The 13,171-nt window shown below is 63.9% G+C and carries 10 protein-coding genes; 7 read left to right on the forward strand and 3 right to left on the reverse strand.

What is annotated here, in order from left to right; genetic code table 11:
• The first annotated feature begins 178 nt into the window (after positions 1-178).
• The 6 genes from FLQ03_RS05060 (at position 179) to FLQ03_RS05085 (ending at position 6,144) form a co-directional block, all read left to right on the forward strand.
• The gene (locus FLQ03_RS05060) at positions 179-619 is read left to right on the forward strand and encodes a GNAT family N-acetyltransferase (RefSeq protein WP_144372872.1); all 441 of its coding nucleotides are present in this window, start codon (positions 179-181) and stop codon (positions 617-619) included.
• Between the two features lie 308 nt (positions 620-927).
• On the forward strand, positions 928-1,506 hold the full coding sequence (locus FLQ03_RS05065) for a HupE/UreJ family protein (RefSeq protein WP_144372873.1): 579 nt from the start codon (positions 928-930) through the stop codon (positions 1,504-1,506).
• A gap of 401 nt (positions 1,507-1,907) precedes the next feature.
• On the forward strand, positions 1,908-3,017 hold the full coding sequence (locus FLQ03_RS05070) for a hydrogenase small subunit (RefSeq protein ID WP_144372874.1): 1,110 nt from the start codon (positions 1,908-1,910) through the stop codon (positions 3,015-3,017).
• Entirely contained in the window at positions 3,017-4,807 is a 1,791-nt protein-coding gene (locus FLQ03_RS05075) for a nickel-dependent hydrogenase large subunit (RefSeq protein ID WP_144372875.1), read from the forward strand. The genes FLQ03_RS05070 and FLQ03_RS05075 overlap by 1 nt, the downstream gene beginning before the upstream one ends.
• A 219-nt stretch (positions 4,808-5,026) precedes the next feature.
• A complete protein-coding gene (gene cybH, locus FLQ03_RS05080; RefSeq protein ID WP_144372876.1) occupies positions 5,027-5,731 on the forward strand; it encodes a Ni/Fe-hydrogenase, b-type cytochrome subunit in 705 nt (234 codons plus the stop codon).
• 113 nt (positions 5,732-5,844) lie between these two features.
• Positions 5,845-6,144 (forward strand): HigA family addiction module antitoxin, encoded by a 300-nt coding sequence (locus FLQ03_RS05085; protein WP_144372877.1) that lies wholly within the window; start codon positions 5,845-5,847, stop codon positions 6,142-6,144.
• Here FLQ03_RS05085 and FLQ03_RS05090 read toward each other — a convergent pair.
• Both FLQ03_RS05090 and FLQ03_RS05095 read right to left on the reverse strand, forming a co-directional pair.
• The gene (locus FLQ03_RS05090; protein WP_144372878.1) at positions 6,141-6,572 is read right to left on the reverse strand and encodes a hemerythrin domain-containing protein; all 432 of its coding nucleotides are present in this window, start codon (positions 6,570-6,572) and stop codon (positions 6,141-6,143) included. The genes FLQ03_RS05085 and FLQ03_RS05090 overlap by 4 nt on opposite strands.
• Before the next feature lie 193 nt (positions 6,573-6,765).
• Entirely contained in the window at positions 6,766-7,632 is an 867-nt protein-coding gene (locus FLQ03_RS05095; RefSeq protein ID WP_240802200.1) for a L,D-transpeptidase, read from the reverse strand.
• Positions 7,633-7,774: 142 nt separating this feature from the next.
• Between FLQ03_RS05095 and rlmD the strand changes: the two genes are divergently transcribed.
• Positions 7,775-9,370 carry a 23S rRNA (uracil(1939)-C(5))-methyltransferase RlmD gene (gene rlmD / locus FLQ03_RS05100; RefSeq protein WP_144372879.1) on the forward strand — a complete coding sequence of 532 codons (1,596 nt, stop codon included), beginning with the start codon at positions 7,775-7,777 and terminating at the stop codon, positions 9,368-9,370.
• Between the two features lie 118 nt (positions 9,371-9,488).
• On the opposite strand, the gene FLQ03_RS05105 is transcribed toward rlmD, so the two are convergent.
• Positions 9,489-13,070 carry a pilus assembly protein gene (locus FLQ03_RS05105; protein WP_170252312.1) on the reverse strand — a complete coding sequence of 1,194 codons (3,582 nt, stop codon included), beginning with the start codon at positions 13,068-13,070 and terminating at the stop codon, positions 9,489-9,491.
• Positions 13,071-13,171 lie beyond the last annotated feature (101 nt).

Consider the following 13,171-nt stretch of genomic DNA (forward strand, 5'->3'; position numbering starts at 1 on the left):
GATCAAAGCCCGTGCAAAAAAAATGCCCGCTGGCGCGGGCGGGTCTACAGCATCAGGACCAGGATGATAAGGAGAGCAGCAACAGCCAAAGCTGTTGTATGGCAGCACTGTAAATGCACAACATGACATCACCGTGACGGTTTTTATTGCCATTGCGGCCAACCCTGGCGCCTCCCCCATGCCCGCATCCCTCACCTTCCCGCCCGCCGGCAGCGACGACCTGACTGCCATCGAAAGCCTTGTCCGCAACGCGATGGCCGAGCACTACCAGCGCCATCAGCTGGCCTGGGACAGTGCCGCCTTCCGGCTGCGCGCCGCCGGTACCCGCTTCCACTGGCTGCAGCTTGGCGACGCGCGCGTCGGTATCATCGGCTACCGGCTGGAAACCGCTGCCGTCTATCTGGCCGAGCTGCACCTGCTGCCCGCGTGGCAAGGCCGTGGCCTGGGTGCGCAGGCGCTGGGCTGGCTACGGCAGCAAGCCGCCGGGCGGCGCGAGCTGCGACTGCGTACCTTTCACGATAGCCGGGCGGTCGCTTTCTATGTGCGCGAGGGGTTTGAGGTGGTTCGCCAGGACGGCGTCTTGCTGGGGTTGGCCTGCCCGTTGCCGCCGCTGGGGTAGCAAAAGAAAACGGCCTGCATGGCAGGCCGCACAAGGCAGAAACGCATCGGGACAAAACCTGAAGAACGGCGGCCACTGTAGCGCCCTGGCGTGACAGCGCGATGACACCCGCCAGCAAAGCCGGCTGCCAGCCGGCGGGCCAGAGTGCAAAGCTGCTTGCCAGCTGCTGTAACCGCCCCCGTTACAGCCAACCGCCATCCCTTGAAGAATCAGCCACTTGCCGCTGCCGGCGGCAAACTGGCATGTTTCCTGCAAGCGGCTAGCTCCAGCCGCCGCGTGCGGTACAAGACAACCTACCGGAGACACCGATGACCCCCACCCGCAGCCTGCTGGCCGTCGCCCTGGGCGCCGCTGCCCTGCCCGCGCTGGCCCACACCGGCCACGACCACGCATTCAACCTGTATTCCGGCCTGGCCCACCCGGTAGGCGGGCTGGACCATCTGCTGGCCATGGTAGCCGTCGGCCTGTGGGCGGCCAGCCAGCCCGGCAAGCTGCGTCTGGCAGCGCCGGCCACCTTCGTGCTGACCATGCTGGCCGGTTGCCTGCTGGGTGCCGGCGGCGTGGCGCTGCCGGCGGTAGAGCCGGGCATTGCGCTGTCGGTACTGGTGCTGGGCCTGATGGTGGCCGCCGGTAGCCGCGTGCCGGCCAGCATCGGCCTGCCGCTGATTGCCGCCTTTGCCCTGGTACACGGCCATGCCCACGGTGCCGAAGCGCCGGCCGGCAGCCTGGCCGGCTATATGGCCGGTTTCGTGCTGGCTACCGCCGCGCTGCACGCTGGCGGCCTGGTGGCCGGCAACACGCTGCTGGCGCGCGCCAGCCTGTGGCTGCGTGCCGGCGGTGCCGCCATTGCCGCCTGCGGCGCCTGGCTGTTGGCGTCCAGCCTGTAATTCTGTTCCCGGCCGGGCTTGAAAACGGCCGGCACAGGCTTATCTAACCCGAACTGCCAGTACATCGCGCGCAGCGCTTGCCCGGCGAGCGCTGCACGAGTGGTATTGCCGCTCGCACTCCTCCATCCAAACCTGGTTGTACCGCATACAACAACCGGGCCGGCTCCCCCCTGTGCCGGCCCGGTATTTTTTTGCCTGCCCGCCAGCACACCCGCCGCACAGCCGGCAACCAGTTGGCCGCACCCACTGCAAAGCCGCTTACCACCCCGCCATTCGGCACGCCGCAAAGTCGTTACATAACAAGCACTTGCCCACCCCGCCAAGCTGGCACGCTTCTTGTAACAGGGCGCCACCCATGTTGTTACCACCCCCCTACAAAACAGAATAAGGCAGAGACCACGATGGAGACTTTCTACCAGGCCATGCGGCGCCAGGGTGTTACCCGCCGCAGCTTTCTGAAGTTCTGCAGCCTCACCGCCACCTCGATGGGCCTGGGCTCGGCGTTTGTGCCGCGCATCGCCCAGGCGCTGGAAACCAAGCCACGCACGCCGGTGATCTGGCTGCACGGGCTGGAATGTACCTGTTGCACCGAATCGTTCATCCGTTCGGCGCACCCGCTGGCGAAGGACGCCATCCTGTCGCTGATCTCGCTGGACTACGACGACACCATCATGGCCGCTGCCGGCCACCAGGCCGAAGCCATCCTCGAAGAGATCATGGCCAAGCACAAAGGCGAGTACATCGTGGCCATCGAGGGCAACCCGCCGCTGAACGAAGACGGCATGTTCTGTTTCCCCGGCGGCGAGCCGTTCGTGGAAAAACTGAAGCGCGTATCGGCTGACGCCAAGGCGCTGATCGCCTGGGGCTCCTGTGCCAGCTGGGGCTGCGTGCAAGCGGCCAAGCCCAACCCCACCCGTGCCACGCCGGTACACCAGGTGATTCTGGACAAGCCCATCATCAAGGTGCCGGGCTGCCCGCCCATCCCGGAAGTGATGGCCGCCGTCATCACCTACATGGTGACCTTCGACCGTATTCCGGAGCTGGACCGCCAGGGCCGGCCCAAGATGTTCTACGGCCAGCGCATTCACGACAAATGCTATCGCCGGCCGCACTTCGACGCCGGCCAGTTCGTGGAAAGCTGGGACGACGAAGGCGCACGCAAGGGCTACTGCCTGTACAAGGTGGGCTGCAAAGGCCCCACCACCTACAACGCCTGCTCCACCGTGCGCTGGAACGGCGGCGTGAGCTGGCCGGTACAAAGCGGCCACGGCTGCATCGGTTGTTCGGAAGACGGCTTCTGGGACAAGGGCTCGTTCTACGACCGCGTTACCAGCATTCCGCAATTCGGCATCGAGGCCAACGCCGACCAGATCGGCCTGACCGTGGCCGGCGGCGTGGGCGCCGCCATTGCCGCCCACGCGGCGGTAAGCGCCATCAAGAGCACGGTGCTGAAAAAGCAGGACCTGAAGCCGCTTGACGACACCCAGAACAAGAACAAGGAGAACGTGTAATGGCCTACCAGACCCAAGGCTTTACCCTGGACAACAGCGGCCGCCGCGTGGTGGTAGACCCGGTTACCCGCATTGAAGGCCACCTGCGCTGCGAGGTGAACCTCGACAGCAATAACGTGATTACCAACGCGGTATCCACCGGCACCATGTGGCGCGGGCTGGAAGTGATCCTGAAAGGCCGCGACCCGCGCGACGCCTGGGCCTTCGTGGAGCGCATCTGCGGCGTGTGCACCGGCACCCACGCGCTGACCTCGGTGCGCGCCGTGGAAGACGCGCTGAAGATCAATATCCCCGAAAACGCCAACCTGATCCGCAACCTGATGCAGGCCGCGCTGTACGTGCACGATCACCTGGTGCACTACTACCACCTGCACGCGCTGGACTGGGTAGACGTGGTATCGGCGCTGAAAGCCGACCCCAAGAAAACCAGCGAGCTGGCGCAAAGCCTCTCCAGTTGGCCGCTGTCCAGCCCCGGTTACTTTCGCGACCTGCAGTCGCGGCTGAAACGTTTTGTGGAAAGCGGCCAGCTGGGCCCGTTCCGCAATGGTTACTGGGGCCACCCGGCGATGAAACTGCCGCCGGAAGCCAACCTGATGGCGGTGGCGCACTACCTGGAAGCGCTGGATTTCCAGAAGGAAATCGTCAAGATCCACACCATCTTCGGCGGCAAGAACCCGCACCCGAACTGGCTGGTGGGCGGCATGCCGTGCGCCATCAACGTGGACGACACCGGCGCGGTAGGCGCCGTGAACATGGAGCGGCTGAACCTGGTGAAACAGGTGATCGACCGTACCATCGAGTTTTGCGAGCAAGTGTACGTGCCGGACGTGATCGCCATTGCCGGCTTCTACCCGGAGTGGTTCAAGATCGGCGGCGGCCTGGCCAGCCAAAGCGTGCTGTCGTACGGCGACTTCCCGGCGCGCGCCAACGATTACAGCGAGGCCAACCTGCTGCTGCCGCGTGGCGCCATCATCAACGGCAAGTTCAGCGAGATCCACCCGGTGGATTTGTACGCGCCGGACGAAATCCAGGAATTCGTCACCCACAGCTGGTACAGCTACGGCGACGACAAGAAAGGCCTGCACCCGTTTGACGGCCTGACGCAGCCCAAATTCGAGCTGGGGCCGAACCATAAAGGCACCAAGACGCGCATCGAGTCGCTGGACGAGTCCGCCAAGTACTCGTGGATCAAATCGCCGCGCTGGAAAGGCCACGCCATGGAAGTGGGCCCGCTGGCGCGCTACCTGATCGGCTACCACCAGAACAAGCCGGAGTTCAAAGAGCCGGTAGACGCGCTGCTGAAGCACTTCAACGCACCGCTGGAGGTGATGTTCTCCACCAATGGCCGCACCGCCGCCCGCGCGCTGGAGTCGGTATGGGCCGCGCGCCAGATGGCCAGCTTCTACGACCAGCTGATCGCCAACATCAAGAACGGCGATACCGCCACCGCCAACGTCGAAAAATGGGACCCGGCCACCTGGCCCAAATCGGTGAAAGGCGTGGGCTTTACCGAGGCGCCGCGCGGCGCGCTGGGCCACTGGCTGAAGATCGACAACACCAAGATCGACAGCTACCAGTGCGTGGTGCCCACCACCTGGAACGCCGGCCCGCGCGATGACAAGGGCCAGATCAGCGCCTACGAGGCCTCGCTGATGGGTACCAAGATGGCGGTGCCGGACCAGCCGCTGGAGATCCTGCGCACGCTGCACAGCTTCGACCCGTGCCTGGCCTGCTCTACCCACGTCATCGGCGATGACGGCGGCGAGCTGGTAAAGGTACAGGTGCGCTAAGCGCGAGCGGTTGGCCGCATGCGGCCAACCTGTGGTCCCCAGACCCGGCTGCCGCCACCGCACACCCCGGCGGCGGCCGGATCGCCGGAATGGCCCGTGGCGGGGGCTGCACTCCCCCGCCACGGTGCTGCCGGTTCTTTCAGCGCGGGTTCACGACCGCATTGCCCTGGCTGGCAGCCAGCGGGGCATCGGTCGCCACCCCAGACGCAGGAGCAAGCGATGAAAAGCTATGGTTTTGACGGCAACGCCCCGCAGGGGCTGGGCCGCAAGGTAACGTCGGTTTACGTGTACGAAGCGCCGGTGCGGCTATGGCACTGGGTCACCGTGCTGTGCATCATCACGCTGTCGGTAACCGGCTACTTTATCGGCAAGCCGCTACCCAGCGTGCCGGGCGAAGCCACCTACCAGTACGTGATGGGCTATATACGTTTTGCCCATTTCACCGCCGGCTACGTGCTGGCCGCCGGGCTGCTGGGCCGGCTGTACTGGGCAATCGTGGGTAACCACCATGCCCGCGAGATCATCCTGGTGCCGGTATGGGACAAGGCGTGGTGGAAAGAATTTTTCTTCGAGATCCGCTGGTACCTGTTTCTGGAGCGCTACCCGAAGAAGTACATCGGCCATAACCCGGTGGGCCAGATTGCGATGGCCAGCTTCATCTGGGCCACGCTGTTCATGTGCGCCACCGGCTTTGCGCTGTACGGCGAAGGCACCGGCGAAGGCAGCTGGGCACATACCGCTTTTAACTGGGTGATCGTGGCATTCGGCAACAGCCTGGACGTACACAGCTGGCACCGGCTGGGCATGTGGGCCATTTTGCTGTTCGTGATGATCCACGTGTACGCCGCCATCCGCGAGGACATCATGTCCAAGCAGAGCATGGTCTCTACCATGATCAGCGGCTTCCGCATGTTCAAGGATTAGTACCCGTCAGGCGGCGATGGCACACGACACCATCGCTGGACGATTGTAGTAAGAGTGTGTGGGTAAGTTTGGGCCGGGGGCGACCCCGGCCATTTTTTCGCGAGGTTGGCCGCATGGCACGTCACCCCCTGAACACCCGAACCCCTATCGCCCCCGGCCGCTTTCTGTACAGCCGCTTTCTGCGCCCGGCCGGGCTGACGCAAACCGACGCCGCCAGCCAGCTGGGGCTATCGCGCCGGCGCCTGAACGAAATCATCCAGGGCCACCGCAGCATTACACCGGATACCGCGCTGCGGCTGTCGCGGCTGTTCGGCCTGCCGCCGCGCTTCTGGCTGGACCTGCAAGGCGACTGGGACCTGGCGCAAGCACGGCGCAAATTCTGCACCGACACCAGCGCCAGCACCGCCCGCTAGCCACGCCGTGCCGTACCGGCCTGCAGCGCCGTCATCGCCTCCGGCCCGGGCTGGCAGAACGGGTACAGGATGGTTTCTTCTTTCACATTGTGCTGCTGCAGCAGCAATTGCAGGCTGGCCGTCAGCTGCTCGAACTGCACCGGGTTGGCCGCAGCCACCGCCTGGTAAAGCGCCTCCATCAGCTCGCGCATCTGGTCGTGCTCGTAACGCATTACCTCGGTCGGGCCTTGCGGCATGGCCGTTGCCTGCTCGAACAGCGGGTAGACGATTTCTTCTTCATCGGTAAAGTGGCTGTCCATTTCCACGCAGAAAGCGCGGCAATGGTGCTGGGCCGCCGCCCAGTCGGCACAAGCAACCAGATGACAGAGTTCGCCCAGCAGCAGGCGGCAACGGCGGTGGGAGGCAATCAGGTATTCATGCAAGTTCATGGCGGTGTGCTCTCTGGCTCTGGCCGCCGCCGTGTTGCCGGCGGCGGCAGGTCTTGGTGTTTTTTCCAGTATCTGCCCCGCCCAACCGTACCGACATGACGCCGGTCAAATGCCTGCCGGACGCCCATATGGCATGCACCGGCGCAAAAAAGCCCGTCTCGGGGACGGGCTGCTTACCTGAGCCTTGCCTGGCCTAACTTGGGCTGACCGGCGGACGGCTCTGCACACTGCGGCCTTCTACCGGCACGGTGGCTTGCTCCTCTTTTGCCGGCTCTTCCACACTCAGCCAGCGCTTGCTGCTGAGCGCGCCGGTGATGGTGGCGCTGTCGGCATCCTTGCACGACAGGCAAACCGGCTTGCCGGTACGCTCGCGGATAGCCAGATCCACCCGTTTGCCGTGCAGTACCTTGCCGTTTTCGGTTTGCCACTGCAGCAAGGTATTGGCCAGATGGCGGTACGACGGGTCTTTCATGCCGTAGATGTCACGGTAGGCCGTCAGCCACAGCTCGCCCGCCTCGTCTTCGTTCAGCAACAACGGCTGGTAGGCAATGGTAACCTGCGCCCCGTTAGCCACCCAGTCGGCCAACGCCAGCGCGTTTTCGTTTTTCAGGCGCACGCAACCGTGGCTGCGCACACCGGGCACGCTACCGGGCTGGTTGGTACCGTGAAACCCCAGCCCCAGCCGTGGCTCGCCAAAACGGATGAACACCTTGCCCAGCGGGTTGTCCGGCCCTGGCGGTACCTCGGTTTTTACCGGCTGCCCTTTCTTGGCCATTTCGGCCTGGATGGACTTGGGCACATGCCAGGTGGGGTCACGGTGAATGCCGGTAATGCTGTAATTACCGGTAGGCGTACGGGTAATCTGCTTGCCCACCGCCACCGGGTAGCTGCGCAGCAGCACCCCGTCCTGATATAGCAGCACGCGGGTTTGCGGCAGGTTCACCACCAGGTGCTGGCCGACCGGGGCGATCTCGACGTCCGGCTCCGGCGTAGCGGCCCAGACCGGGCTGCACAACAAGGGAAGCAGGACAAAGCTGGCTTTCATCGTCAATTTGGTCATTCGTACAGGTTGCATTGGGGCGATGTTAGCAGATGACGCGTCATTTGTTGCATTGCCATAGCCATGCCATGGCGCCGTGCGTTTTGCTGTGGTTTCTGCGACAATTGCCGCCTTTGCCACCGCATTTTGACTTTAAAAAACAATGACTCAACAGCAACACATTGCCCAGATCGAATCCCTGGACCATGAAGGACGTGGTGTTGCCCACGTCGAAGGCAAAACCATTTTTATCGAAGGCGCACTGCCTTACGAAGTAGTTACTTACAGCAGCTTCCGCAAAAAACCCAGCTACGAGAACGCTGTAGCGGTAGAAGTGTTGAAAGACAGCTACATGCGCACCGAGCCCTCCTGTCCGCACTACGGCGTATGCGGTGGCTGCTCGATGCAGCACGTGGAATTCACCGCCCAGGTCGCCATCAAGCAGCGCGTGATGGAAGACAACCTGGCGCGCATTGGCCGCGTCAAGCCGGAAGTGGTGATGACCCCGATCGCCGGCCCGGCCTGGGGCTACCGCCACCGCGCCCGCCTGTCTGCCCGCCTGGTGGAAAAGAAAGGCGGCGTGCTGGTGGGCTTCCACGAGAAGCGCTCCAGCTTCATTGCCGACATGAACGAGTGCCACATCCTGCCCAAGCACATCTCGGCGCTGATCACCCCGCTGCGTGAAATGATCATCAAGCTGTCGATCAACAACCGCATGCCGCAGGTGGAAGTGGCCGTGGGCGCCGAAGTGGACATCCTGGTGTTCCGCAACATGGAAGCCATCACCGATAACGACTTCGCCATCCTGAAGGCGTTTTCCGACGCCCACAGCCAGCCTGGCCGCCCGCTGCAGGTATGGCTGCAGCCCAAAGGCCCGGAAACCTGTTACCCGATCTACCCGCTGGACGCGCCCAAGCTCACCTACCGCCTGCGCGACTTCGACGTGGAAATGCCGTACTACCCCACCGAGTTCACCCAGGTGAACCCCGACATCAACAACGTGATGGTATCGCGCGCGCTGCGCCTGCTGGACCCGCAAGCCGGCGAACGCATCGCCGACATGTTCTGCGGCATCGGCAACTTCACCCTGCCCATCGCCCGTAGCGGCGCCACCGTGCACGGCATGGAAGGCAGCCACGCGCTGGTAAAGCGCGCGGTGGAAAACGCCACCCACAACGGCCTGCAAGACAAGGTGAGCTACGAGATGGCCAACCTGTTCGACGTCACCGAAGAATCGCTGGCCGCGCTGGGCAAGTTCGACAAGATGCTGATCGACCCGCCGCGTGACGGCGCCATCCAGCTGGTGAAGGCCTTCACCGAAGAAACCGCACCGCAGCGCCTGGTTTATGTATCGTGCAACCCGTCCACGCTGGCCCGCGACGCCGGCGTACTGGTGCACACCAAGGGCTACACGCTGAAAGCCGCCGGTATCGTGAACATGTTCCCGCACACCGGCCACGTGGAGTCCATCGCCTGGTTCGAAAAAACCAGCCCGTGCATGACCCGCGAAGAAGTGGACGCCATGGAAGCCGCCGAAGAAGCCGAACGTGCCATCGCCCGTGAAGCCGCCATCGCCGCACGCGAACTGCGCGAAGCTGAGCTGGCCCAGATCAAGGCCGCCGAAAAGGCCGAGAAGCTGGCCGCCAAAGCCGCCCGCACTGCGGAGTTCCAGGCCCGCACTGCGGCCAACGCGGAAAAGCGCGCCGCTTTCGAAGCCCGCCAGGCTGGTGGTGATGCGGGTAGCGAGCAGGCGGAGTAAACAGCCAGGCCGACACCGGCGCGCCCGGTGTTTCGCTGTAACAAAAAAGACAGCCCCGTTTATCGACGGGCGCTGTCTTTTTTGTTGGCCGCAACCTGCGGCCAACACGGCGCTGGCATCAAGGCTGGATGACTTCGCGCCAGCTGACGCGGGACACCACGCGGCCCAGCACTTCGTCCAGCTCGCCGCCGGTACCGCCGGAGGTTAGCGACAGCGCCAGCGAGAAGCGGGTGCCGGACTTGATGCGGGTGCGGCCCAGCGAGCCTGGCGTGGCTTTGCCCACCACGCGGCTGGCACGGCTGCCGGGCTTGTTCAGGTCGGCTTTCAGCAGCGGGTCGTCGAAGCGCGGCTTGCTGAAGGTGCCGCCATTGCGGTAGTTCAGCCGCAGCAGGTAGCCGCTGTCCTTGCCGACTTCGCAGACGTTATCGGAGACGGCCGCCGGAATGTAGGTCTGCACTTCCAGCCGCTTTTTGTAGTAGTCGAGCGCGCCGACTACCCGCTCGTCCCGGGATGGCAGGTCGATGTACCAGCCCAGCCAGTAGCCGCCGCTGGCTTCGCGCTCGCTCTGGGGTTTATCGAACGCCGGGAAGGCGTACAGCTTGTCGATGCGGCCATCGGGCAGACGGGTGTGCACCGCGCTGCGCGGCTGGCCATTGCTGACGCAGTCCGGCCCGCTGACGCCGTCGGGCGGGTAGTTCAGCGTGTGGTTGCTGACCTCGCGATACGCGCCGCTGGCGGCGCCGGTAATGCTGACGCTGGACAAGTACTGTGGCAGCAGCTCCTGGCGCCGGCAAATGCGGCCGCCGTAGTCCCACAGGCCGTACACGCTGCGGGTGCCGTCTTCGTCCTGGCAGCTGCCGCCGGCCTTGTCGCAACTGTCCAGATAACGGCCGGTACCCACGTACACCATCAAGCCGGGGCGGGCTGCACTGCGGCGGGTATCGGGGTAGTCGGGATGCGGTGCCAGTGCCGGCGCGGCGCTGATGGGCTGTACCTTGCCGCCCGGGCCCCGCGCCTGGTACAGCAGCACCGGGCTGGCCTGCGCCCACTGCTCGGGGCCGGTGCCGGACAGGTCGAACTTCCAGACATTGCCCAGCGCGTCGCCGGCGTAGACCAGATCGATGCGGCCGTCCGCGTTCAGATCATAAGGGGCCAGGTCGGACAGGCCGTTGCCGCTACCGGCCACTGCCTGTATACGCCAGTAGTTGCTACCCTCCTGCCAGCTGTCGATGCCGCCACGTACCGGCAGGATGAACAGCGAGGCGCTGCCTTGCGCGCTGTTGTAGCCGTTGGGAGCCAGCACGTAATCCTTGCCGTCGTTCAGGCGTACGATCTGCGGCGTCAACCCGTGCTGTTTACCCAGGTGCGCACTGTGCTGGCTGGTGAATTCCCAGCGCACCAGCTGGCCGGCGGTGCTATCACTGACGTTTTCCGGGCGGGTAATGTCCAGCAGGTACATCGCCTCGCCACCGCGGCCCAGCGTGCCGGCCAGGAAGGTGGCACGCTTGCCGTCGTCCTGCCCTACTGCCTCGGCGGTAGCGCTCAGGCCGTCGACAAAATAACGGTGGCGGTCTTTGTAGTCGAAGGTAGCCAAGTCTTTCAGGCGCGGCAGCAGCACAGACGGAATATAAGCAAAACGCTCTTCGCCGCTGGCCGCGTCAAAGGCGTGCAGCATGCCGTCGTTGGCGCCGACATACACCATGGCGGGCCGGTCTTTGGCGGCGGCCAGGTCGGCAGACGGCGCACCAACGTACAACGGCGCGGCGCCGATGATGTCGCCCAGCAGCGTGGTGCGCTGCCGGTAGCGGCTGCCTTCGCCGGCGCTGCTGCCGCGCAGGTAGGCCACCAGATCGCTATCCAGCCCGCTGCCAAGCCCGGCGGTCTTGAGCGGGTCCCAGCGGAATGGTTGTGCCTGCTTGCCGGTGCCACCGCCACCGGTCAGGATGACGCGCACCTTGTCCTGCAGCAGCTTGTCGGCCGCATTCCACAGCGCGTTGCCGACCGTGACCGAGTTACCGCTATGGTTGAGCTTGAACGCGCGCAGGGTGCCGCTCCAGTTGTCAGAATCGAAACCGGCCTGGAAATACAACGCACCGTCGCTATACGCCTGCTGGCTCATGCCGCCGGCGGCTTGTGAGCCGGCCATCTGGGTGATTTCGTTCAGTGCGTCCAGCAGGCCTTTGCGGAATTCGTCGGGGTTGGCCGCCGCCACAAAGCGGCCGCGGCTGTTGACGGCGGCGTGTAGCAGATCGTCGATCTTGTGGCTGTCCGAGGCAAACGGGTCGGGCCAGCTTTTCTTGCCGGCCGCCAGCAGCGGCAGGTCGGCTACCGGGTCCAGCTTGCCTTTCAGGCCCAGCGACAGGCTAAAGGTGGTCATGTGCTGCCAGGTGGCCGGGTTTTGCTGCGTGGGTCGCACGGTGTCGGGCTCGGTGCTTAGGTCATCGCGCCAGTACTTCATCGCCACGTCGGCCAGCGTATTGTCTACGCTGTCCGCATACGGGGCCTTGCTGTCGCCATCGACGTTACCGACCCGGATATCTTCTGCGCTCCAGTAACCATCGGTGGTAAGAATGGTGAACGCACGCCGGCAGCTGACGCCATCGTTCCAGTAGTTCTTCTTGAAGTTCGCGCCCGACCACTGCAGCGCCGAGCGTAGGGGCGTACCGCGCTGGTAAATCAGCAAGTCCAGCAGGGTATCGAAGAACTGGCTGCGGTTGACACCGCTGAAGCCGCCGTCAGACGGCATCGGAACATAACTGCCATTGTCCAGGCCGTTGATGGTGGAAAACCCCACCCGGTATTCCGAACCCAGCTCGGAAAACGCCAGCGCGGTACTGGCCTTGGCCGCCAGGATGCGCGAGCGGTAGTACTGGAACCAGATGGCAAAGTTACGCGCCTCCTGCGCCACGCTGCGGCCCCAAGGGAAGGTGGTGATCTGCTGCGCCTTGCTCTCGTCGTCTTTCCTGCTGCTTACCTGGGCCAGGTCGGTCTGGTAAGCCTGGTCGCCGCGAATCTGGTAACGGACGTAGTTTTTGCGGTCCTGCGCTGAACCACTGCCCTTGTAGACGTAGAACGTGATCGGCCAGTAGCCCTGCCAGGTCTGGACGTTGGCGTCCGACACGTCGCGACAGTCGTAGTGCGTCTGGCAATAGCCCAGACTGCCTTCGCCGTGCAGGGCATTCTTGAAATACCAGCGCCCCCAGTGCTCGCGGTAACGGGTGAGGTCGATGCGCTCGGCGTCGCGGTACGCCGGGTTGAAACTGGCATCCTCCGGCTTGTCGGCCGGCCCGTGCGGGGAATAGGTCTGACCGGAGGCATCCACCCACGGTTTGTAATTCTGCTGCGGGTTGTAATACACCGCATTGTTACGGGACGAGCGCAGGAACACGTCGTAGATATTGAGACCGCTCTGCGCTGGCAGATAGTAGTTGTGCAGCGACGCATAGTTTCTGCCGCCATACACCGTATTGCTTTCGACCGGCGCAAACAGGTAGCCACTGGCGCTGCCTAGCGGCATGTAGCTGTCCGGCATGATGTCCCACATCATCGAGCCGGAATCGTCGATCTGGTACATGATCAGCGGCTGGATGCTGCGGGTGGCCGTTAACGGCGCATTGGGAATGTCCAGATTACGCGCCACTACCGGCGCGACAAGGCAGGACAGGCTGAGCAACAGGCAGGACAGGCGCTTCAAATGCATGTGGAATGGCAGCGGGCGGTGCTGATGACAAACGATTGATCGTGACATCATACCATTCACTACTATATAAATGGCATTTCATGTATCAATAAAAATACATT

Origin of the sequence: Vogesella urethralis (assembly GCF_007644045.2) — a bacterium.
Taxonomy (GTDB): Bacteria; Pseudomonadota; Gammaproteobacteria; order Burkholderiales; family Chromobacteriaceae; genus Vogesella; species Vogesella urethralis.